The organism is Anaerohalosphaeraceae bacterium (assembly GCA_037479115.1).
Taxonomy (GTDB): domain Bacteria; phylum Planctomycetota; class Phycisphaerae; order Sedimentisphaerales; family Anaerohalosphaeraceae; genus JAHDQI01.
The window spans coordinates 38446-62385 of sequence record JBBFLK010000006.1; the positions used below are offsets into that span (position 1 = coordinate 38446).

At 54.5% G+C, this 23940-nt stretch carries 17 protein-coding genes; 5 read left to right on the forward strand and 12 right to left on the reverse strand.

The window, feature by feature from the left end; genetic code table 11:
• Positions 1–20: 20 nt before the first annotated feature.
• Genes WHS88_04355 through WHS88_04385 form a run of 7 tightly spaced genes read right to left on the reverse strand, consistent with a single transcriptional unit; the run spans position 21 to position 9792 of the window.
• A complete protein-coding gene (locus tag WHS88_04355) occupies positions 21–1427 on the reverse strand; it encodes a family 16 glycoside hydrolase (GenBank protein MEJ5259404.1) in 1407 nt (468 codons plus the stop codon).
• A gap of 2 nt (positions 1428–1429) precedes the next feature.
• On the reverse strand, positions 1430–2827 hold the full coding sequence (locus WHS88_04360) for a Gfo/Idh/MocA family oxidoreductase (protein MEJ5259405.1): 1398 nt from the start codon (positions 2825–2827) through the stop codon (positions 1430–1432).
• A gap of 21 nt (positions 2828–2848) precedes the next feature.
• Positions 2849–4918, reverse strand: a complete 2070-nt coding sequence (locus WHS88_04365; GenBank protein ID MEJ5259406.1) for a HEAT repeat domain-containing protein — start codon at positions 4916–4918, stop codon at positions 2849–2851.
• 15 nt (positions 4919–4933) lie between these two features.
• Positions 4934–6256 (reverse strand): Gfo/Idh/MocA family oxidoreductase, encoded by a 1323-nt coding sequence (locus WHS88_04370; protein ID MEJ5259407.1) that lies wholly within the window; start codon positions 6254–6256, stop codon positions 4934–4936.
• 12 nt (positions 6257–6268) lie between these two features.
• Positions 6269–7582, reverse strand: coding sequence for a Gfo/Idh/MocA family oxidoreductase (locus WHS88_04375; GenBank protein ID MEJ5259408.1), 1314 nt, complete (start codon positions 7580–7582; stop codon positions 6269–6271).
• A gap of 24 nt (positions 7583–7606) precedes the next feature.
• A complete protein-coding gene (locus tag WHS88_04380; GenBank protein MEJ5259409.1) occupies positions 7607–8602 on the reverse strand; it encodes a sugar phosphate isomerase/epimerase in 996 nt (331 codons plus the stop codon).
• Between the two features lie 17 nt (positions 8603–8619).
• The gene (locus tag WHS88_04385) at positions 8620–9792 is read right to left on the reverse strand and encodes a Gfo/Idh/MocA family oxidoreductase (protein MEJ5259410.1); all 1173 of its coding nucleotides are present in this window, start codon (positions 9790–9792) and stop codon (positions 8620–8622) included.
• Between the two features lie 265 nt (positions 9793–10057).
• Here WHS88_04385 and WHS88_04390 point away from each other — a divergent pair, with 265 nt between their 5' ends.
• A complete protein-coding gene (locus WHS88_04390; GenBank protein MEJ5259411.1) occupies positions 10058–10972 on the forward strand; it encodes an NADPH:quinone reductase in 915 nt (304 codons plus the stop codon).
• Between the two features lie 4 nt (positions 10973–10976).
• Here WHS88_04390 and clpB read toward each other — a convergent pair whose 3' ends face one another.
• Both clpB and WHS88_04400 read right to left on the reverse strand, forming a co-directional pair.
• Positions 10977–13571 carry an ATP-dependent chaperone ClpB gene (gene clpB / locus WHS88_04395; GenBank protein MEJ5259412.1) on the reverse strand — a complete coding sequence of 865 codons (2595 nt, stop codon included), beginning with the start codon at positions 13569–13571 and terminating at the stop codon, positions 10977–10979.
• Between the two features lie 210 nt (positions 13572–13781).
• Positions 13782–15032 (reverse strand): response regulator, encoded by a 1251-nt coding sequence (locus tag WHS88_04400; GenBank protein MEJ5259413.1) that lies wholly within the window; start codon positions 15030–15032, stop codon positions 13782–13784.
• Between the two features lie 274 nt (positions 15033–15306).
• Here WHS88_04400 and WHS88_04405 point away from each other — a divergent pair, with 274 nt between their 5' ends.
• Entirely contained in the window at positions 15307–16344 is a 1038-nt protein-coding gene (locus WHS88_04405) for a TRAM domain-containing protein (protein ID MEJ5259414.1), read from the forward strand.
• 22 nt (positions 16345–16366) lie between these two features.
• Positions 16367–17530: a PatB family C-S lyase gene (locus WHS88_04410; protein ID MEJ5259415.1), complete on the forward strand. Its 1164-nt coding sequence runs from the start codon at positions 16367–16369 to the stop codon at positions 17528–17530.
• An 8-nt stretch (positions 17531–17538) separates the two neighbouring features.
• Here the strand turns inward: WHS88_04410 and WHS88_04415 are convergent, their stop codons facing one another.
• The 3 genes from WHS88_04415 to WHS88_04425 form a co-directional block, all read right to left on the reverse strand.
• Complete coding sequence (locus WHS88_04415) at positions 17539–18558, reverse strand: 2-hydroxyacid dehydrogenase (GenBank protein MEJ5259416.1); 1020 nt, start codon at positions 18556–18558, stop codon at positions 17539–17541.
• 107 nt (positions 18559–18665) lie between these two features.
• The gene (locus WHS88_04420) at positions 18666–19538 is read right to left on the reverse strand and encodes a thiamine pyrophosphate-dependent enzyme (protein MEJ5259417.1); all 873 of its coding nucleotides are present in this window, start codon (positions 19536–19538) and stop codon (positions 18666–18668) included.
• Positions 19538–21250 carry a 2-oxoacid:acceptor oxidoreductase subunit alpha gene (locus tag WHS88_04425; protein ID MEJ5259418.1) on the reverse strand — a complete coding sequence of 571 codons (1713 nt, stop codon included), beginning with the start codon at positions 21248–21250 and terminating at the stop codon, positions 19538–19540. Before WHS88_04425 ends, WHS88_04420 begins: the two co-directional genes overlap by 1 nt.
• Before the next feature lie 357 nt (positions 21251–21607).
• Between WHS88_04425 and WHS88_04430 the strand changes: the two genes are divergently transcribed.
• Positions 21608–22816 (forward strand): putative peptidoglycan glycosyltransferase FtsW, encoded by a 1209-nt coding sequence (locus WHS88_04430; GenBank protein MEJ5259419.1) that lies wholly within the window; start codon positions 21608–21610, stop codon positions 22814–22816.
• Positions 22813–23928, forward strand: a complete 1116-nt coding sequence (locus WHS88_04435) for a UDP-N-acetylglucosamine--N-acetylmuramyl-(pentapeptide) pyrophosphoryl-undecaprenol N-acetylglucosamine transferase (GenBank protein MEJ5259420.1) — start codon at positions 22813–22815, stop codon at positions 23926–23928. The genes WHS88_04430 and WHS88_04435 overlap by 4 nt, the downstream gene beginning before the upstream one ends.
• Positions 23929–23940: the final 12 nt, after the last annotated feature.

Here is a 23940-nt window from a genome sequence, read left to right on the forward strand (position 1 = left end):
CAGCTACCTCCCTTTTTGGTTCAGTTCAGCTCACGAATCTTAATATTTCGATATTCAACCGGAAAATCATGATCCTGAAAACCGATGTATCCTTCCGGCGGCAGGTCTTTATAGGCAATATCAAACTTGTTGGACGAACCGTCCGGATTCTGGCGGGCCGTTGTCCACTGCCGCAGGTCCATATCAATCATCGGCTGATGATTCAGAAATACGCGAATAATGGGACCGGAAGCAATGATGGTCATACGATTCCACTGGCCGGCCGGATTTACGGGATTGTTCTGCGGAGCCAGGATGTCATAAATCGCCCCGCAGGTATCACGCCGGTTGATCGGTTTGCCGTGGGAGTCCATAATCTGCACCTCAACCCACGGCAGCCACGTTCGTTCGGCCGCACGCAGAAAGACGCCGCTGTTCGTATCTTTCTCGACCTTGAAATCAAAATCGAGAATAAAATCCCTGTACTTGGCCTGCGTCCAGATGTCTCCTTTCCCCCTGCGGCTGAGGACGCCGTTCCGGTAAGTCCAGCTGCCGGGATTGAAAACCGCATTGCTCAAATCATCCTGAAAGAGGTTCGCCCACCGTTCAGAAGCCAGACGGGCGGCTTCCTGCGTATAGAACGCGATGCACTGACGAAGCTGGGGAATGTAATCCTCGTTCCAGTGATTTTCATATTCCAGAATAAGCGGCCCCTGATACCCTTGTCTGTGCAGCTGAGCCAGAGCGGCACCGATGCGGTTTTTGCCCTGCCCCCAAATCAAATCTTTGCCCTCATCGATTTCCTTCAGATGAACATTATAAATTCGTCCGCTCAGCTTCTGAAGCCATTCAACCGGGTCGATTCCGCTTCGCACCCAATGGCCGATGTCGGGGGCCGCACCAATCCAGGGGCTTCGGTCCTGACAAATCGCATAAACAATTTCCGGATTCCAATAGCGGGTCGGCTGAGGGTGATTGTGAATCGCCACGCGAATCTGATATTCCTGAGCAAGCCGGTCCAGCACTTCGAATTGGTCCAGAGAGGGCTCAGAAAGAATCACTTCAATCCCCATCGCCTTGGCAAATTCGAAGGTTTTCCGCATTTGAGGCTCTTCACTCGGAAAGCCGTACACACCGAAAGTCTTGACCTGGATTCCGGTCTGACGGAGTTTCTCGAGAACCTTTTCTCGCAGTTCCGCTGAAATCCCGGGGCCGAATCCCTCGGAAATCTCCGGGCTGATTCGCTGTCCGGGAAAGGCCTCCAGCCATCGCAGTCCCAATGCAGCCGTCTGGTCAATGGTTTCAAAAAGGGTCTTATCCTTCATCGTCCAGGCCTGCATCCCGAACCGCCAGCCCTCATAGACATCCGCCGGAATCACCATGGAATGCGACTGGGCTGTCAAATGGAGCATAAATACGACCGCCGACAAGAGAATGGTTCGCTTCATTTCTACACCTCCAGCTTCCATCCGTCCCGATAGGGCTGACGGACATATTGATTGGCTTCTTCCACATTCGTCACCCGCATGGCTTCGCCGTCCCACAGCAGTTTCTGCCCGGGATAGAACAGGGCCAGATTGCCCATCAGAACCATTTCCGTAAACGGTCCGGAATAATCAAAACTGGCGCTGGGCTGCCGGCCTTCTTTGCAGGCCTGAACCCAGTCCAGCTCATGGCTTGTCGTCACGCGAGGCAGCGTGCGTTCCGGCCGTTTGTAATCTCTCATTTTTGAATAGGGAATCAGCTGCGGCCCTTTGGCATAACAGCCGCACATCAGTTTGCCCTTGTCCCCGACAAAAATCACGCCCCCGCTGCTGTCGCCCATCCGCCGCTGCGGCTCCAGTTCATCCGGACGAGGCGGCAAAAGTCCGCCGTCGTACCAGTGCACCTGAACCGGCGGCATATCTTCGCGGGCCGGAAACTCAAAATGAATAATCGAGGCCGTCGGATAGGTTTCCGGATGCTCCAGATGCTTCCATTTTTCGACGCAGATTTTGGCAAAACTGCCCTGAACACTGGTTGCGTATTTCAGCTTCAGGGCCCAGAACACCGGGTCCATCACATGACAGGCCATATCCCCGAGGGCCCCCGTGCCGAAATCCACCCAGGACCGCCAGTCCCAGGGATGATAAACCGGATGATACGGCCGCATCGGCGACGGTCCGATCCACAAATCCCAGTCGAGTGTGGACGGCACCGGCGGCGTATCCGACGGACGAACCTGGGCCTGCGGCCAGACCGGCCGATTGGTCCAGGCATGCACCTCCCGCACCGGACCGATAGCTCCGTCCCAAATCCATTCACAAATCAGCCGGATTTCTTCTCCGCTGTGTCCCTGATTGCCCATCTGGGTCACTACGCCGTATTTGCGGGCGGCTTCGGTGAGGATGCGTGCCTCATAGACCGTGCGCGTCAGGGGCTTCTGCACATACACGTGTTTGCCGCGTTTCATCGCCTCCAGCGCCACGACCGCATGCGTATGGTCCGGTGTCGCCACAATCACCGCATCGATTTGGTCGCCCATTTCGTCGAGCATCACGCGGAAATCTTTATAGCGTTTGGCCTTCGGATAAAGGGAAAACGTCTCCGCGGCATAGGCCTCATCGACATCACACAAAGCCACGATATTTTCCGCGCGGGAGGGGTCTTCGCCTTTGGGGTCGCAGACGGCCATCAGGTTGGCTTTTCCCATTCCGCCGACCCCGACACCGGCAATGTTCAGCCGCTCACTGGGAGGTTTGCGGGTTCCTCCCCCCAGAACAGAGGACGGCACAATTGTAAAGGCGGCGGTTCCGGCAACTCCGCGAAGGAAATCCCGCCGGCTGAGCGACCCTGCTGGTTTTTTCATATTGATGTCTCCGTTAAAGGATTATCGAGATTTTTGCATCGCATTGAGCATTTCCTGAGCGGATTTGGCGATTTCTTCCGGAGGAGAAGATTCAAGCAGCTTTGTCAAAGCATCCCGGCACAGCTCCGGACGTCGGGATGACATCCTTTGACAAATCGCCAAAACAGCAGCCTGGGCCTCCGGACGAATCGACTCCTGCGTTAAGCACCCGACGGCGGCCTTGAGGGTCTGTTCTGACGGCACGTCCGCCAAAGACGCCAGCACAATTTTCTTTTCCTCTTCCCGAGGCGCCAGTCCCATCGCTTCCGCCAGCGTCGATGCCTTTTGCGGCATCGGCAGATTCGACTGTCGAACCATCCTCACATACGCCCGGAAGGCCAGAACGCGGCGCGACTCGGTCTTGCCTTCCGCAGACCATCGCTTCATTTCCTCTGTCACTTCCGGCCCGGGCCATTCAGTCAAGGCACGAAAAGCCGCCTCCTGAAGGTCCGTATTCTCCGACTGAAGCCCTTTCCGCAAAATCTCCAGAGAATCCGGATCGCCCAGACGTCCGAGGATTTGGTAAACAGCGGCGGTCTTCTGAGGACCAGCTCCGGCAAGCAGCGGCAAAAACGGCTTGGCGCGGCCTGTTCGTTCGGTCTGTTTGGAAGCCGCTGCGGCCAGCAGCCGGATAACCTCTGCATCCGCATTGTCAAGCAGATGAGTCATCTGCGGAATATCCTCCGGCCCTGCCAGAGCGGAAAGAGACTCCATCGCCACCCGACGGACGGGACGGCTGCCGACCGAGGCGGCTTTCAAAATCAGAGGAAAGGCTTCCCGTGTCCCCCGGCGTCCGGCGGCAAGAATCAGTTCATAGCTTTGAGCGGATTGAGTTTCCGCCGTAAAATCCATCTTTTCAAGCAATTGGGCAATAGCCGCATCCGTTTGGGGGTCCGGCAGACGTTCCAGAGCCGTCTGAGCCGCCTGACGAATCCGCCGTTCCGACGATTGAGCGGCTGTTTGTGCCAGGGGCTGAATACAGGAGGCATCCCCGACAACCGACAAGGCTTCCAGGGCCGCCAAAACCACCTCCGGTGACGAAGCGGAAAGAGCAGACAGGGCCGTTTCTTTGGCGGCAGAAGACTTTGTTTCACCCAAAGCCGTCAAAAATTGGATTTGCTGCCATTCCGGCAAAGAAGACATCATTTGTCGGGCTTTCTGAATGACAGCCGGACGATTCAGCCGACAGGCCCACAGCAGACAGACTGTCCGAATCTGTGCATCTGCATCCTCAAGGCCCTCCAGCATTAGACGGTCCGCCTGCTCCGGCGGAACAGACTGCAGAAGCCCCTGCAGGGCCGCTGAACGAAGCAGTCCGGACAAATCCTTTTTGGCATAAATCTTCTGAAAGAGCAGCGATGATTCCGCTGTTTTACCCGATTTGAGCAGATTTTCTCCGCAGGCTAACAAGGCATCATATGCTCTGGGCTTTAAATCCGGGAGAATCTTGTCCATCTGTTTTTCTATGGCAGCGGCAGCCTCAGGGGTTGCAATTTGTCCCAAAGCCGACAGGGCCGCCTCCGCTACTACCCGATTTTCATCCGCCGCAAAAGGAGCAATCGCTTCCACGGCTGTGCCGGTCCTGCGAAGTCCCAGCGACGTCAGCAGGCCAATCCGGACAGAAGCCTCCGAAGACGCCAGATGCTCCATCAGCACCTTATCGGCCTGCGCATCAGGAATCCGAACCAGGGCATACTGAGCCAGCGCTGCGGTCTTTGGGTCTTTCAAAAGTCCCGCCAGCACCGGAACAGACCGGGCCGAGCCGATAACACTCAGCTGCCGGCAGATAAAATCTTTCAGAGCAAACGAACAATCCGACTGGAGCATCTCCAGCAAAACCGATTCAGCCTTTTCCAGCTCCTCCGGCGAATCATAAACCGCTTGAATCTGATTCTCGATATCCGTCAGAACACGCCGGCTTTGACCGAAGTCATACTGCCGAGACTGCTCCAGAAGAGTCCGAAGCCCCGCTGCGTCCAGTGAGGCACTCATGCACACATTCGACAGAACAGCCAGAATTCCGAAATTCAGCATCCAGAAATTTTTTCTCATAGGATTCATTCCTTTCTACAGATGCCAGGGGCTTCGCATCGAACGGCCGAGCAGACGGGAGGCCTGCGGGTCATTCAAAATCGTTTCCGTTTTGGGGTCCCACTTGATTTTGCGGCCCAGAAGCATCGCAATCTCCCCCAACAAACCAACGGTAATCGAGCGGTGCGCGATTTCCGCCGGTGCCGCCGTCCTGCCCCGGCTTTTGATGCAGTCAATAAAATTGCCGTGATGACCGGAGGGGCTGAAAAACAGACGTGTTTCGTTCGGTCCGATTTTTTCCCGAAGAATTTTTGGGTCAGATGCCCTCAGAACATCGCCGCGGTCCACGTGTATCCAGCCGTGCTCACCGTACCAGACCGTCCCCATCCCTTTCGGCAGACGGGAGGCGTTGGCCACCTTCATCTGCAGTCCGTTCTCGTATCGGCACACGAACTCATATTCGTAGGGGGTATCATAAATGCCGTCCTGATAGTATTTGCCCTGCCCTTCGACCTCACAGGGACCTGTCAGGTCCAATCCAAGTCCCCAATGGGCAATATCAATGTGATGTCCCGCCCAGTCGGTCAACTGCCCGCCGGAATAGTCCATAATCCAGCGCCAATCCCAATGGACACTGCCGTGTCCGAAATCCTGATAGGGCCGCCAGGGAGCCGGTCCCAGCCACATCTCATAATCAAACCCGTTCGGCACGGGCAGAGGCCGAAAGGAAGGGCTGTTGGGGTTTCCATCCGGCAGCCCCACCTCCACATACGAGACCTTGCCGATGCGTCCGTTCCGGACCAGCTCGCAGGCCCGATGGAAATTGGCCAGCGAGCGCTGCCAGCTGCCCGTCTGCCAGATGATTTCGTATCGCCGGACCGCCTCACAAATCGCGCGTCCTTCCTGAATCGTTCGAGCCAGCGGCTTTTCGCCGTACATATCCAAACCGGCCTGCGCACAGGCAATGGAAATCGGCGCATGCCAATGGTCAGGCACGGCATGGCAGACAGCATCCAAATCTCCGCGGGCAATCAGTTGTCGAAAATCGCCGTACACCGCGCAGTCTTCATTTCCGTACTTGCGGTCGATTTCCTCCTTGAGGGTTCGGGCCCGCCGCAAATCCACGTCACAAACCGCGACAAACTGTACCTGGGGAAAATTGTAGAGAAACGTTTGGGCGTTCCCGGTTCCCATCGCCCCGCATCCGATAACCCCCATCGCAATTCGATTGCTCGGGGCCACGGTGCCGAACTTGCCGAGGGCGGAAGGACGAATCACATAGGGAAAAGCAATCATTCCCGCTGCAGCTCCGCAGGTCTTCAGAAACGCTCTTCGGCTGAACGGTTTTGACTCTTTCATCTTCGATTTTCCTTAAAGCGACCATGGACTCCGATACGAATGGCTGAGCATACGGTCGGCGGTTTCATCATTCAATATCTTTTCCGTCTTAGGGTCAAATCGAATTTTTCTTCCCAAAAGCATGGCAACCTGCCCCAAATGGCCGGGGGTGGCGGAACGGTGCGCCGTTTCACAGGGGGCCAGCGTTTGTCGCCGGCTTTTCACACAGTCCAGAAAATTGCGAACATGATTGGCCGCTCGAGGCAGATGCACTTCCGAAGGGCCGAATTGCTCCTGCAGCAGACGTTTCGGATGAGCATCCAGCTGTCCCCGAGTCACCCAGACCCAGCCGTCCGTTCCAATCCACCGAGTCCCCATGCGGATGTCATCATGCCCGCCGGCGATAATCATCTCAAATCCTTCGGCATATTTGGCGGTGAGCCGATAGCGGGTCGCCGTATTCCACAACCCATCTTTGGGAAACTCGCCGCTGCCTTCGATTTCAATCGGGGATGCATGGTCCAGATTCAGCCCCCAATGTGCAATGTCCACGTGATGACCGACCCAGTCCATCAATTGTCCGCCGCCGTAATCATAAATCCATCGCCAGTTTTTATGAACCCGGGCCGGACAATACGGAGCCCACGGAGCGGGCCCCAGCCAGGTTTCATAATCCAGCTGGGGCGGGGGCGGCCCCATCGTTTCCTGACCCTGGGTGCCGGCGAAATCCCGATGGCCGGAGGGCAGCCCCACTTCGACCATATGGATTTTGCCGATGCGGCCGTTTCGTATCAGTTCACAGGCAAAACGGAAATTGGATTCCGCCCGCTGCCAGCTGCCCGTCTGCCAGATGACGCCGTACCGCTGCACCGTATCGCAGAGAATCCGCCCTTCCCGGAGGGTGTGCGTAAGGGGTTTCTCGCCGTAAATATCCTTGCCGGCACGGGCGGCTGCCACGGCAGCCAGCGCATGCCAATGGTCCGGCAGGGCCAGCATCACGGCATCTATAGTTGGATCGGCCATCATTTCGCGATAATCGGTATAGGTCTTGCAGTCCTCATTGCTGTAGTACCGATTTACCTGTCTTCGGGCTTGTTCAAGATGGTTTCGGTCAATATCGCAGACCGCAACAACCCGGCAGTCGGATTCGGCCAGAAACGCCCGCAGGTTGGCCTCGCCCTGCCAGCCCATTCCGACACAGCCGACGGTAATGCGATTGCCGGGTGAAACAGCCCCCTGACGTCCCAGTGCAGACGGACGTATCCAATAAGGAAAACCAATCACCCCCGCCGCCGCTATCCCCGCATTCCGGAGAAAATCCCGGCGGTTTATGGCAGAACCGCTCATAAAATCCTTTCTGCTTGAACCCAGTCAGGTCCGGTCGAAGGCCGCATCGAAGGCCACCTTCGAAGGAGCAAAATCAATCTTTTTCACAAATGCACACGCTTCTTTTGCCCCGTGCATTCGATCCATCCCGCTGTCTTCCCATTCGACGGACAGCGGCCCCTGGTAGCCGATTTGGTTGAGCGTTCGAATAATTTCCTCAAAATTAATGCCCCCATGTCCCAGGGAACGGAAATCCCAACCCCGCCGCGGGTCTCCGAAATTCAGATGCGAGCTGAGAATGCCGCTCCGGCCGTCCAGCTGCAGAGCGGCATCCTTCATATGCACATGATAAATCCGGTCGCCGAACTCCTTCAGAAAACAAACCGGATTGACCATCTGCCAGTGGAGATGACTGGGGTCAAAGTTAAACCCGAATGTCTCCCGATGGCCGATTGCCTCCAGGGCCCGCCTGGCCGTGTAAATGTCAAAGGCGATTTCCGTCGGATGCACTTCGAGGGCAAACTTCACCCCGCATTTGTCGAACTCATCCAGAATCGGATTCCACATCTTGGCAAAATATTTGAAGCCGTCCTCAATCATTTGTTCCGTAACGGGCGGGAAGCTGTACAGCAGATGCCAAATTGACGAGCCGGTAAAGCCGTTGACCACTTTTACCCCCATATTTTGAGCGGCTTTGGCGGTTTTCTTCATCGTTTCAACCGCCCAGGCCCGTTTCTTTTCCGGATTGCCCGCACAGTCCGCCGGAGCAAAAGCATCGGAACGGCTGTCATTGTTCAGGTCGCAAACCAGCTGGCCCGCCAAATGGTTGCTGATGGCAAACAGCTGCAGTTTGTGCTTTTCAAGGATGGCCCTCTGTTTTTTGCAGTAGGAGCTATCTTCCGCCGCCTTCCAGACGTCCAGATGGTCGCCCCAGCAGGCCAGTTCCAGTCCGTCATATCCAAACCCGGCCATAATTTCAGCCAGTTTTTCCAGCGGCAAATCCGCCCACTGCCCTGTGAAAATCGTTACAGCTCGTGCCATAGGTCCGCTCTCCTGTCCTATTTCTTAAACGGGGTCCATTTTTGTTTGCTTTTCGCACTGGCCAGAAGCGTATCCAAAAACAGCATTCCGCGAAGTCCGTCATGGACATCCGGGAAATCGAGGGCCAGCGGGTCCGGTTTGCGTCCTTCCATTCTGGCCCGGACCGCATCCGCAAAGTTGCAGTAAATATTGGCAAAGGCCTCGATAAAGGCCTCCGGATGCCCAAACGGAAGGCGTGTCGCCCGGGCGGCGGCGGGACTGTAGGCGGCCACATAGTCATTGCCCCGCTTCCAGACCTGCATCGGCTTGCCCATCGGTTTAACATACAGATAGTTGGGATGCTCCTGATGCCATTCCAGACCGCCCTTCTCGCCATAAATCCAGATGGCCAGGTTATTTTCCTCGCCGACGGAAATCTGGCTGGCATGGAGAACCCCTTTGGCCCCGTTGTTAAATTTCACCAGACAGTTGACGTCATCATCCAGTTTCCGCCCCTTAACAAAGGTCGTCAGTTCCGCACACAAATGGGTCATTTTCAGACCCGTAATGTATTCCGAAAGATTTTCGGCATGGGTTCCGATGTCGCCGCCGCAGCCGCTTCCGCCGCTCTGCTTGGGATCGGTTCGCCAGGAGGCCTGCTGCTGTCCTGTGCGCTCCAGCGCCGTGGCCAGCCAGCCCTGCGGATACTGCACAATAATCTTGCGTATTTTGCCCAGTTCGCCGTTTTTAACCATATCCCGAGCTAATTTGACCATCGGATAGCCGGTATAGTTGTGCATCAGACCAAAAACCCGCTTGGTCTTTTGAACAATCTGCACCAGACTGCGGGCCTCCTGAACCGAAATTGTCATCGGCTTTTCACACATCACATGAAATCCGGCCTCCAGCAAATCGCGAGCGATAGGATAATGCCAGTTGTTGGGTGTGGTAATCGCGACAAAATCCATCCGCTCCCCCTCCGGCAGCTTCAGCTCCTGCTCGATCATTTCCTGATAGCAGCTGTAGCAGCGTTTCGGGTCTAAATAGAGCACTTTGCTCATCTGCTTGGATTTTTCAGGATTGATATCAAAAGCACCTCCCACCAATTCGATTTGACCATCCATTCTGGCCGCCTTGCGATGAACCTCCCCAATAAATGCTCCCGGTCCCCCGCCGACCATTCCCATCCTGAGTTTTCTGCCGAGCACCATAATGTCTCCTTTCTATTGCCGTTTCTGTATAGTAAACGACTTTTCATCAGGAGTTTTCTAACATATTTGTATAATTTTTTAAACAATCAATTTCAAATTGTCTGCAAAATCCCTCATTTTGCCGTGCTCTAATTCTTGAAATCGTAAGAAATTAGGGTTGATAAACATCGCGGCCCGCAAAAAAAATTGCAAAAAGAAATGGTTCTGTTATATCTTTTCTGCTGTGAAAGCCGTTCGAATTCACCAATTTGGACCTCCGGAAGTAATGCAGACGGAAGAGGTGAGCCCTCTAAAGCCTGCCTCCGGACAGATTCTGATTGAGGTTAAAGCCGTCGGCGTCAATCCAGTCGATACCTATATCCGCTCCGGAAATTACCCCGTAAAGAAAGAACTCCCCTTTACTCCGGGCTTTGATGCGGCGGGGGTCGTGCTGGAGGTCGGCTCAGAGGCCGGTCCCTTGCAACCCGGCCGGCGGGTTTATACGTCGGGCTCCCTGAGCGGCACCTATGCCCAGCAGGCCCTCTGTCTGCCCAAACACCTTCATCCCCTTCCGGACACCGTCTCCTTCGAAGAGGGGGCCGCCCTCGGCATTCCATACGGGACGGCCTGGCGGGCCCTGTTTCAGCGAGCCCGGGCAGTCAGCGGCCAATGGGTTCTGATTCACGGAGCCAGCGGCGGAGTGGGCATTGCGGCGGTTCAGTTAGCCGTTTCGGCCGGCCTGCAGGTGATTGGAACAGCCGGTACGGAAGAGGGCCGGCAGCTGGTTCTCCAACAGGGGGCTCAATACGTTTTTGACCACAATGACCCCGGCCATTTTGAGAAAATTCTCGACCTGACCGGCGGGGTGGACATTGTGCTGGAAATGCTGGCCAACGTCAATCTGGACCGGGATATGGAAATCATGGCCAAAGGCGGCCGGCTGGTGATTATCGGTTCCCGCGGACGCATCGAAATCGACCCCCGAAAGGCCATGTCCAAAGAACTCAATCTTCACGGTCTGATGCTGATGAATGCCTCCGCCGAAGAATCACACGAGATTTATGCGGGCATTGAAAAGGCGCTAATTCAGGGCAAAATCAAACCGGTCATTGCCTCGCGGCTGCCTCTGGAAGAAGCGCCGAAGGCCCATCGGCAAATTCTCGAATCCGCCCATCTTGGGAAAATCATCCTGCTGCCCTGACCGGCTACGCCGCCGCGGCGATTTTCTCAAACCGGAAATGACGGCCGTCAGCGTCGATGCGGATTTTGTCTCCTTCATTAAATTTGCCCGCAATCAACTCCGCCGCCAGCGGGTTTTCCAGACGTTGCTGAATCACCCGTTTGAGCGGGCGAGCCCCGAAAGACGGCTCGTAGCCCTCATCCATCAGCAGCTGCTTGGCGGCCTCCGTAAATTCCACCTCCAGATTCCGGCCTTTGAGCCGTTCGGCCAGATACCGCAGCTGAATATCCACAATCTGCTTCAGATGCTCCCGACGGAGCATATGGAAGATGATAATCTCATCAATCCGGTTCAGAAACTCCGGCTTAAAGTGCTTCTTGAGGGCTTCTTTGACATGGGCCTCAATCTCCCAATCCGCCCCCTGCTCTTCCGTCAGCTGCAGAATCTGCTGGCTGGCAAAATTGCTGGTCATAATTATCACGGTATTCTTGAAATCGACCGTTCGGCCTTTTCCATCCGTCAGACGCCCGTCATCAAAGACCTGCAGCAGCACATTAAAGACATCCGGATGAGCCTTTTCGATTTCATCCAGCAGCACAACCGAATAGGGTTTTCGCCGCACGGCCTCTGTCAGCCGTCCGCCCTCTTCATACCCGACATACCCGGGCGGAGCCCCAATCAGGCGGGCCACCGAATGCGGCTCCATAAACTCGCTCATGTCAATCCGAATCATGCTGTTGGGGTCATTGAACAGAAACTCCGCCAGCGCTTTGGCCAGCTCGGTTTTTCCGACCCCCGTGGGCCCCAGGAACAGGAAAACCCCGATCGGCCGGTTCGGGTCTCCCAGTCCGGCACGGTTGCGCCGGACGGCATTGCAGATGGCCGAAACCGCCTCTTCCTGTCCGACGACGCGCTGCCGGATTTCCTCCTCCATTTTCATCAGACGCTGACGCTGTCCGGCCATCAGACGGGAAACCGGAATGCCTGTCCATTTGCTGACCACCTGAGCGATATGTTCTTCCGTTACTTCGTTGCGAATCATTGAAGAGCCGTTCGCCTTGGCCAGTTTCTCTTCCGCCTCTGAAAGCTGTTTGCGCAGGCCGAGAATGGTCTCGTATTTCAGGCGTGCCGCTTTTTCCAGGTCCCCGCGCCGCTGGGCCTCTTCAAATTCCGCCTGCGCAGCGGCAATCTGCTCCTTGAGTTTTTTCACTCGCTCGATGACGCCTTTTTCGGACTCCCAGCGGGCCGTCAGTTCCGCATCCTGGGCCTTCAGCTCCGCCAGCTGCTTTTCGGTTTTATCCAGCTGCCGCCGGCTGGTTTCATCTGTTTCCTTCTTCAGGGCCTGACGCTCAATCTCCAGCTGCATAATTTTCCGCCGGAGGGAATCCAGTTCAGAAGGCAGGGAGTCATTTTCAATCCGCAGACGGGAAGCGGCCTCATCAACCAAATCGATGGCTTTATCCGGCAAAAACCGGTCGGAAATATACCGATTCGACAGTGTCGCCGCCGCCACAAGGGCCGCATCCGTAATCCGAACACCGTGGTGGGCATCATAGCGGTCCTTGAGCCCCCGCAGAATGGCAATCGTTTCTTCAACCGTCGGCGGGTCCACCATTACCGGCTGAAAACGCCGTTCCAGGGCAGCGTCTTTTTCAATGTATTTGCGGTATTCGTCCAGCGTCGTAGCGCCGATGCAGCGCAGCTCTCCCCGGGCCAAAGAAGGCTTCAGCAGATTGCCGGCATCAACAGACCCTTCGGCCCTGCCCGCCCCGACAATCGTATGCAGTTCGTCAATAAACAGAATAATGCGGCCCTGTGAATCGATAACTTCTTTGAGCACCGCTTTGAACCGCTCTTCAAACTCTCCGCGGAACTTGGTTCCGGCAACCAAAGCCCCCATATCCAGGGCAATAATGCGTTTGTCTTTCAGTCCGGCGGGTACATCGCCGGCCACAATCCGCTGGGCCAGTCCCTCTACAATCGCCGTTTTTCCAACCCCCGGCTCCCCAATCAGGACCGGGTTGTTCTTGGTTCGCCGATTCAGCACCTGCATGCAGCGGCGAATCTCCTCATCCCGGCCGATGACCGGGTCCAGCCTGCCCTTACGGGCCAGCTCAACCAAATCGATGCCGAACCGCTCCAGGGCCTGATATTTGCTTTCGGGATTGTCGTCTGTTACCTTCCGGTCCCCTCGAATCTCTTTCAATGCCTTTTCAATGGCTTGAGGGGTAATTGAATTCACGGACAAAATCTCTTTGGCATCACTCTGAATATCCGCCAATGAGAGCAGAAGATGTTCCGTGCTCAGATATTCATCCCCCATCCGGTCGGCTCGGTTTTGCGCATCGAGGATAATCTGCTGATAGGCCGAATCCGGCAGAATCTGTCCGGAGACCTTGCCTTTCGGCAGACGATTCATTTCACTTTCCGTCATTTGCCGGATTCGTTCAGTCCGGCTGCCGATTTTCTTCAAAATCAAAGGCACCATCCCCTCTTCATCCGAAAGCAGCGCAAAAAGAAGATGCAGCGGCGAAAGAACCGTATGCGAACGGGCCATCGCCACCTGCTGGGATGTCGCCAATGCTTCCTGTGCCTTGAGTGTAAACTTATCGAATTTCATAAACTCCCTTCCTTTCCTTACGGTTGCAGAAAGGAAAGAGCAAACGCTGTGCCCAAATCAAAACAACACATAAGATTTTATAAATAAAAAGCTTACAAACAGAAGGGGGCTGCAAACCGGTCTGCCATTTTGGCAGGAGAGGAATGAAGCGCACAAAAAAGGGACTTTTCACAAGTCCCTTTCGTTCAGAAAAAGAAAAAGAGAAAGGTTTTATTTGTTCTGCAAACGGGTCCGCAGGCAAAGCTGGACCATTTCATCCAGCTGCTGGGCAATTCGCTGAACATCTTCGGCTTTTACCGTCTCCTCCAGGTCTTTGGCCTTTTCCGTGAAAACAGGAAACCCTGCAAAACCGCCCAAACCCTTTAAGGCATGGGCCTTAAAGGCCAGCTCTTTCCAGTCCCTCTTTTCAAAGGCCTTACGCATTTCTTCAATCTTGGCCGGCAGATTTTCTACAAACGTTTCTACGGCCTTTTGATAGTCCGGGTCCCCCTCGAGAAAAGAGAGGATTTCTCCGCCCGTTTCCGCCGCTTTCAGCTGCTTTTGCTGAGCCAGCAGCCGCCAGACTTTCCGCTGGAGCCGTTCCCGGCTGATAGGTTTCCCCAAACAGTCATTGCACCCGGCATCCAGGGCCTTTAAATCATCGCCTTTTTGTCCGGACGCCGTCATCGCCAGAATGGGGGTTTTCTGATTGAACGAATCGGCACGAATCTGACGAATCGCCTCAAAACCGTCCAGAATCGGCATCTGAAGGTCCATCAGGATCAAATCAAATTTTTCCTTCCGGCACAGCTCCACCGCTTCCTGACCGTTGGTGCATTGCATGCACACGCACCCCATTTTTTTCAGCAACACCTCCAGCAGGGCTCGGTTTTCCTGAACATCGTCCACCAGAAGAACACGGGCGGTGTCGGAAACGAGGTTGCCTTTTTTCGGCTCTTTTTCGGAAGTCTGGCTCTGAACTTCCGAAGATGAAGAAGGGGATTGTGAACCTGATTCTGAAAACACAAAGGAAAAACAGGTATGCCCTTCCTGAGAAGCCGTCATCTCCAACCGGCCGCCCAGTAAAGCAATCAGTTTGGCGCTTAGACGCAGGGGCATTGCGATTTGCGACAGCTGCTCATCCCGCCCCCAGATGCTGGCGGAGGTTTTCGGGTCCAGAACGGACTGAATACGCTCCGGAGCAGGCCGCCATCCGGTATCGATTACAGAAATCATCACCTGCCCATTCTCTTTTTGCACCCGGACCCTGACAGTCCCCTGCCGGGTTCGAATCAGAGCCTGCTGAAGCAGGGCATTCAGGGCCTGTCCCAGTCTGGCCTCATCGGTTGAAAAACTGCTCGGGACATTCTCCTCCATCTCCAGGGACAACACGACTCCCTGCTCCTGAGCACAAGGGCGATGCGTGTCCAGAATCTTTTGAAGAAATGCTCGTATCTCTACCGGAGTTTTCACAAGACTCATTTTGAACTCCTAAGCCGTTTGCTGTTTGCCCGCTCAATATCCAACAGAAAAATCGACTGTTTCGGCTGCCCGCTTAATCAGTTTTTCGGCCGGATTTGGACCTGTTCCGGAGCTGAACTGTCGCCTTCATGGTCCTATAAATTAGGTCGATACGAAGAATGAAAAACCTGCCTTGTTGTTTTTGAAAAGTCCTTTGGCTATACTGCCGATAGCTCTTTAATAATTCCGGATATTTTCATCAAACTTTCTTCTGATTATGGAAAGGGGTTATTGTATGCTTTTATTATTATTTATCCGAGTTCTGTTTCTGATTACCGCCACCGCTTTTCTGCTGATCGGACTGAACAACAGGGCCAGAAGCCCGCAGGATATCCAGATTTTTGTCATCGGCCTTGTGGTTATGATTCTGGCAATTCTGGTCGAATGGCTGACCCCCAAAAAAACGCTCTCAGCCCTGGCGGGGATTTTCTTCGGACTGCTGGTCGGTATGCTGATCAGCTGGGCTATGTCGCGGGTTCTGGAGATGCTTAACCTGCTCTTTTTCAAATTAGAGGCCGATACGCTCCAGATTGCCACCTGGCTGATGGGGGTGTGTATCTGTTATCTGACCATCAGTCTGGTGATACGCACCAAAGATGATGTTCGCTTTGTGATTCCCTATATTGAGTTTTCTCGTCAGACCAAGGGTTTGCGGCCTTTGGTTCTGGATACCTCCGTCATCATCGACGGACGGATAGCCGACATTGCGGAAACCAAGCTGTTTGACGCCCCGCTGATTGTGCCGCGGTTTGTTCTGAATGAGCTTCAGCTGATTGCGGACTCTCCGGAAAAAATCAAGCGCAATCGCGGCCGGCGCGGTCTGGATATGCTTAACAAACTCCAGAACAGCACCATTGTCGAAGTGAAAATTGATGATACACCCCCGCCGGGAATTGAAGACAACGCCGGCGTGGACCAAAAACTGATTGCCTTTACAAAAAACTGCGACGGCCGGCTGGTTACAAACGATTTCAATCTGAACAAGGTGGCAACCCTGCGGGGCGTGGACGTCATCAACATCAACGACCTGGCCAACGCTTTGAAAACCGTCACCCTGCCCGGCGAAACGATGCGGGTCAAAATCATCCGGCTTGGGGAAGAACCCACGCAGGGCGTCGGATATCTGGATGACGGCACGATGGTTGTGGTCGAAGGAGCCAACAGCAAAATCGGCCAAACCATTTCCTTTACCGTTACCAGTTCACTCCAAACCTCGGCCGGGCGGATGATTTTCGGCAAGTTCGAAAACGGACCAGTCTCCGCCAATACCTGACCAGTCAGCCGGTGGGATGACCTTGACTTCGCAGAAACAGCATTTCCGGTTCGACGATACACCCGAACGGGCAGGAACGGATTCTCTCAAATGGGCCCGGTATGCCGGACACGATGTGATTCCGATGTGGGTGGCGGATATGGATTTTCCCTCGCCGCCGGCTGTTTTGGAGGCCCTCCGGAAACGAGTTGAACACGGGATATTCGGCTATGCTGCCGCACCGCCGCAGGCCGCAGAGGCCGTCTGCCGATGGGTCCAAACCCGATACGGATGGGACATTCAGAAGGAATGGATTGTCTGGCTGCCGGGGCTGGTGTGCGGACTGAATGTCGTCTGCCGGGCTTTCGCAGAACCCGACAAAGAAGTCGCTGTTTTGACACCCGTCTATCCGCCTTTTTTGACGGCTCCCGTCTATTCCGGCAGAAAACTTCTCCGATGTCCGCTTCGAAAAACGCCCGACAGATATGAAATCGATTTCGAGCAGCTGGAACAAACCATCAGTCCGGCAACACGGGTCCTTCTTTTCTGCCATCCGCATAATCCGGTCGGACGCGTTTGGGAGCGGGCGGAATTGGAAAAACTGGCCGAGCTGTGCCTGCGCAAAAACCTGGTGCTTTGTTCCGATGAGATACACGCGGATTTGATTCTGGATGAAACCAGCCGGCATATCCCAACCGCCTTCCTATCGGCAGAAATCGCCCGGCAGACCATTACGCTGGCATCCCCAAGCAAAACCTTTAATCTGCCCGGACTGGGCTGTGCTTATGCCGTCATTCCCAATATTGAACTTCGGCACCGTTTCCTGCGTACGATGCGGGGAATTGTCCCGCATGTCGGTCCATTCGGATATACGGCCTGCATCGCCGCCTATCAGGAAGGGGCTGAATGGCTCGACAGTCTGCTCAAGTACCTCCGAAGCAATCGTGACTTGCTGTGCCAAACCATCAACTCTCTGCCCGGCTTGTCCGTAATCCCCCCGCAGGCAACCTATCTGGCTTGGATAGACTGCCGAGGATTAGGACTATCGAATCCTGCAGAGTTTTTTGAAGAGGCCGGGGTCGGGCTTTCAGATGGGGCGGAATTCGACGGTCCGGGATACGTTCGGCTGAATTTTGCCTGCCCGAAAAGCCGGCTTCAGGAAGCCCTGCACCGAATCCGAAAAGCCGTCTCCAACCATACGATATAAAGACCGGTTCAGGATTCTTTGCAGCGGCAGACGACCTTCTGACAAAGCACGATATTCTGACATTCGCCCCGCTCAAAGGCCGATACATTCTCCAGGGTCGTTTCCGCAATCGCTGTCAGGGCGTTTTGGGTAAAAAAGGCCTGGTGTCCGGTTACAACCACATTCGGAAACATCAGCAGCCGGGCAAAGACATCGTCCTGAATAATCTGATTGGACAGGTCTTCAAAAAACAGGTCTGCTTCTTCCTCATAGACATCCAGCCCCAGATAGCCGATTTTGCCGCTTTTAAGGCCTTCGATGGCCGCTCGCGTATCGACCAGTGCCCCGCGGCTGGTATTAATCAGCATGACCCCATCCTGCATTTTGGCGATGGACTCCGCATTAATTAAATGATACGTCTGCGGAGTCAGGGGGCAATGCAGCGTGATAATCCGGCACAGTCGATAAATATCATCCATGGAAACATATCGGACCCCCAGTTCGAGGCACTCCGGATTGGGCTGAAGGTCATACGCATACAGAATGCACCCGAACCCATTCAGAATACGGGCCACGACAGAGCCGATTTTGCCGGTGCCGACAATTCCGGCCGTTGTCCCGTGCAAATCAAAGCCCAGCAGCCCTTCCAGCGAAAAATTGCCCTCCCGGACGCGCATATGCGCCCGATAAATCTGACGATTCAGAGCCAGCATCAGCCCGACGGTATGCTCCGCCACTGCATAAGGCGAGTAGGCAGGCACCCGAACAACAGAAAGTCCCCACTTTTCCGCCGCCGCCAGGTCCACATTATTGAAACCGGCGCAGCGCAGGGCAATCAGCCGCACTCCCAGCTCAGAAAGGGCCCTGATGACTTCCGCATTGAGCTCATCATTGACAAATACACAAACCGCTCCGCTGCCGGCCGCCAGGGAAACCGTTTCGGCATTGAGACGCTCTTCAAAAAAGACCAGCTCATGGCCGAAGGCTTGATTGGCCTGCCGGAAGGAACGTTCTGTATACGGTTTGTTGCTGAAAACTGCTATTTTCATCGGGGTTTCTCCGATTAACACGCCAAACTTTGTCCTAAATATATTCTACATAAAAAATGGAAGCGGGTTCGCTTCCATTGACAAAACAGCCAATCAACGTCTTAAAGCTACTCCTTGTAACTTTGGAGAAGCCCCCTCAATTTCTCCAGGTCCACAGAACGCTGGAAAAGCGGCCGGGTGTCTGTTTCATAAATCCCGGCGGCCTGGTTATAGGGGACCTTGTTGGGATTGATATAGAAAATCCCCAGCGGAAGTTTCCCTCCCTCACTTTCTTCAATCGCCCGGGAAAAAGCCGCCCGCCGATCCAGCGGATTGTGGTCTTCCAGCCAATACGTACTCTCCTTAAACCACTGATAGGTATTGACCTTGTTGAAGGTCACACAGGGCTGAAGGATATCGACAAGAGCATATCCCGGATGCCGGATGGCTTGTTTGAGGATTTCTTTGGTGCGTTCGGCCTCGCCGATAAAGGTTCGGGCAACAAATGAGGCATCCAGCGCAATGGCTACAGCCAGCGGATTAAAAGGCTCATTGATAACGCCGGCCGGCTGAACCGGAGTCTTAAACCCGCGCCGACTGGTCGGGGAGGCCTGCCCTTTCGTCAGCCCATAAACCATATTGTTATGAACAATGTTCGTGATATTGGGATTGCGGCGGATGGTGTGCATAAAGTGGTTTCCACCTTCGCCGTACATATCGCCGTCGCCGCTTTCGGCGATCACCGTCAGATTTGGATTGACGGCAGAAATCGCAAACGCCGCCGGCAGCGCCCGCCCGTGCAGACCGTTGAAGTAATGGCAGTTGAAATAATGCGGCAGTTTGGCGGCCTGCCCAATCCCTGAAACCATAACCAGATTGTGCGGGTCTATATCCAGTTCCGCCAGGGCCTTCTGCAGCACGCGCAGAATCCCGTAGTTGCCGCAGCCGGGACACCAGGCAATATCCAGCTTGCCAGGATAAAATACTTTTTCATCCAGCATTATTTCAAAATCTCCTTGAGCCGTCGGACAACCTCTTCAACCGTAAAGGCCGCTCCGTTGTATTTGAGAATTCTGTGGGTGATTTCGACATCCGCATACGCTTTCAGAAGCCGGGCAAACTGCCCGCCGGCATTGCCTTCTAAGCAGATTCTTGTTCGGGCCGGAGCCAGAATCGCAGCTGTGGAAGGGTGCAGCGGAAATACCTGCGGAAAATGCACCAGCCCTACGTCCTCGCGTCCGAGGACCTCAAGGGCTTCCTGAACAATCGGCAGCGTGGAGCCCCAGCAGATAACCAGGTGTTCTTTCTTCGGAGCCGGCCGCACCATCGGAGCGATTGCCTGCTCAATCAGGAATTTCTCTTTGCTCCGGCGTTTTTCAACCATTTTGGTTCGAAGATTCAGGTCTTCCGTAATCCGGCCGAACTCATCGTGTTCATCGCTGTCCACCGCGACCAATCCCCGGCCCAATCCCGGAATGCCGCGCGGCGAGAGTCCCGATTCCGTCAGAGCAAATCGGAGATACCCTTCCTGCGTTTCAACAAAATGATGATTTACCCGGACATCGGAAAGGTCAAAGGGCTCCGTATTGTAGTAGGTATCGGCCAGATACTGGTCTGTCAGAACGAATACGGGCACCTGGAATTGGTCGGCCAGGTCAAAGGCGTGTCTGGTCAGCTCAAAGGCCTGCTGCAGATTGCCCGGCGCCAGAATGGCCCGCGGGAACTCTCCGTGTCCGGCATACAAGGCCAAATCAAGGTCGGCCTGCTCCGTTCGGGTCGGCAGGCCGGTCGCCGGTCCGGGCCGCTGGGCCAAGTGAATCACCAGCGGGCTTTCGAGCATGCCCGCCAGACTGAACCCTTCCGTCATTAAAGCAAAACCGCCGCCGGAGGTGCTGGCAATGCCTCTGGCTCCGGCATACCAGGCCCCCAGAGCCATATTAATCGCCGCTATTTCATCCTCGGCCTGCTCGACGACAACCCCGAATCGTTTCCCATGTTTGGCCAGAAACGTCAGGAGCCCCGTCGAAGGCGACATCGGATAGGCCCCGATGAAATTGCATCCCCCTGCCAACGCCCCGAAACCAACGGCCTCTATACCTTCCATGACGATTTGGTTTTTGACACGCGAGTCGGGTTGGAGACGAATATCCAATAGACCGGACTGGACCAGACGAAGCCCCTGCTCAAAACCGGCCCGGATGGCTTTTTTGTTTTCCTCTACGATTTTTTGTTCCTTGCCGGCGAAACGCTTCTGAACAAAATCCTCCAGTGTCGCTCCTTCAACATGAAAAACAGCCCCCAGCAGCCCTACGGCCACCGTATTCGAATAAAGTTTATTGCCGATAGCCGAAGCAATCTGCTCAAAAGAGATATCTATGGTCCGGATTCCAGCCGGTATTTCCTGTTCAAACTGTTCCTTTTCTCCGAGGATGATGGTGGTAGGACTGATTCGTTCGGAAACATGGCTGACTCCGCCGGGGGCTAAAGCCAAAAGCAAATCAATCCGCTCTACCGGTGCCGAAACCGGAACGGACCCGACACGCAGACTGGTGGAATTCATCCCCCCGCGGACACGGGACATATATTCTTTGGTGGCAAAGATATGGTATCCTGCGGATTTGAGAATTTTCACAAGGGCCTGCTCAACCGTCTGGATGCCCATGCCTGCAGGCCCAACCAAGACAACAGAATAATCTTTATGCTCCGTATTCACTGAGCCCTCACTGCTGAATTCAGACAAAAGTTTACTTCTTCTTTTTGTACAGACAAACAAAAAAACTGTTCAGATTTTATGAATCCAAAATGCACACAGAAACAACGGAAAACAAAAAACGCCCTATCTCATTTATTTATAAATAGATACGAAACTTCGAAACGAACTTTCAGTTCCGATTTTCTTTGAACCGCAACGCCTTTCCCGCAGGAAATGGACATGGATTTCCTAAAAAAGACTTGAATGACAGTCAACCCTGCCGCTATATCCGAAACACCCGTGGAGAAACTGAAAAAGCATTCGGAAGCGATTTTTAACCGGAAAGACGGCTTGATGTCGAAAAGATAAGAAATGAGCATGATGCTTTCAAAAACAGTCAAAAAAAATCCGCCGAAGAAAATATACGGGTGGCGGGAAAAACCGACCTCCCCTATCGGGGATATCGGCATTGAAATCGTCGTTCTGCTTTTGATGGCCACCGGAACGGTCTTTGTTTACTCTGCCGGAGCCACGCTGAATCCTATTTTGGAAAGGGCTCATTTCTATGAGACCCCTATGTTCAAACAAATTGTTTTTTTCCCGCTGGCCGTCGGCGTTCTGCTGCTGATGAGACAGGTCAATTATCAGTGGTTTCATCTGCGGCGTCCTCTCTGGAAATCCCTGACATTTTATCTGGTCATTGTGAGTTTTCTCCTTCTGGTTGCTGTGCTTTTATTTGGACAGGAACGAAACCAATCCAAACGCTGGCTGGACCTGATGCCCGGACCGGGGTATCTGAGCTTTCAGCCGTCCGAGCTGGCCAAATGGGTGATGATATTGTTTACGGCCGCCTATCTGGACAAAGTCGGCGATGAAATTCGGTTTTTCACAAAACGGTTTCTTCCGCTTTGCAGTATTGTCGGCCTGGCCGTCTTTCTGATTGTTATTGAAGACTTTGGAACCGCCGCCTTTATCGCCCTGATTGTTTTCCTGCTGCTGTGGCTGGGCGGAGCCGCCTGGTGGCATCTGATATCCCCCTTGGTTCTGGCCTTGCCGGGTTTCTTTGCCGCCGTGATGATTTCGCCGACCCGAATCAACCGCATTAAAAGTTTTTTCTCGTATCTGTTTGATGAACAGGGACTTCCTTACCAGGCCCAGCAGTCGCTGAAAGCCATCAGTACAGGGGGATTGTGGGGTGCCGGCTTAGGCCGCGGAGTCTTCAAATACGGCCACTTGCCCGAAGACACCACCGACTTTATTTTTGCCGTGATTTCGGAGGAACTGGGCTTTATCGGAGCGATGTGGGTTCTGCTCTTGTTTATCCTTTTCGTTCTTTTCGGTCTTCGAATCATCCTGCGATGTGAGGACCGATTCGGAAAGCTGCTTTCCGCGGGCATTGTTTTTGCAATCAGTATTCAGGCGGCTGTGAACATCGGTGTCGTCACTGTGGTGCTGCCGACCAAAGGCATTCCTCTGCCGTTTGTCAGCGCAGGCGGAACGAGTCTGCTGCTGACGGCGGCCGCCACCGGACTTTTGCTGAATATCGCCCGACAATCTTCCGAATCCGAGGAGCTTCCAAACCCGTGAATTCCGGCCAGATTCAGCATATTTTTTTTGCCGGCGGCGGAACAGGCGGCCATTTGTATCCGGCCCTGGCCGTCGCAGAAAGAATCCAGGAACAATATCCCAACACGGAAATTACTTTTTTCTGCAGCCCTCGCGAAGTGGACGCCAAAATTTTAAGCCCGAGCAGATTTAATTTCCTGCCCCTGCCTGCTGTGGGACTGTCGAAATCTCCGTTACAGGCCATCCGCTTTTTTGGGCAGTTTTTGAAAAGTTATTATTTTACAAAGGAAATCCTTCGTCCGGTGCGGTCTGAAGCCGCCGTTGTCGGAACGGGCGGTTTTGTCTGCGCACCGGCCGCGGCGGCGGCTCGCTCTCTGCACATCCCCATCTTTTTAATCAATGTGGACAGTGTACCCGGCAAAAGCAACCGACTGACGGCTCGCTTTGCCCGGCGGATTTTCGTCCAATTCGAGCAAACTCGGAACTGTTTCGGCCGCTTCAGCGAACGGGTCGATGTGGTCGGCTGTCCGCTTCGGAAAGACTTTTTTGCCCCGCCGGAAAATATTCACAAAGCATACGATTTAGACCCGAACAAAAAGATTCTGCTGATTACGGGGGCCTCCAGCGGCTCGATGAGCATCAATCAGGCCGTCCTGGAGATTCTTCCCTCCCTGGAGCGGTTCGCTGCAGATTGGCAGGTCGTTCATCTGACGGGCATGGCTCATTATCAGTGGGTGCGTACGCAGGCCGGCAATCCGGCTGTTCTCTATCGGGCGATTGATTACTGTCATCAGATGCCCGCCCTGCTGAAGGCCTCTTCGCTGGTTGTAGGGCGTGCCGGAGCCGTCAGCATAGCGGAATATGCCACGGCGGGTGTGCCGGCCGTCTGCCTGCCCTATCCGTATCACAAAGACCGGCACCAGTTTCTGAATGCCAAACCGCTGGCCGACGCAGGCGGTGCCATCATTATCGAGGACGACATTCGGCAGCCCTCCAGGACCCGACAGGCCCTTTCCCAGACCCTCACGGACCTGATGAGCAGCCCGCAGAAACTGGCTCGAATGGCGGCTGCCGCCAAAACACTCGGACGGACAGACGCCGCCGAACGGATTGTCCGCTGTCTGTTCGAATAACGGCTGTGGGAA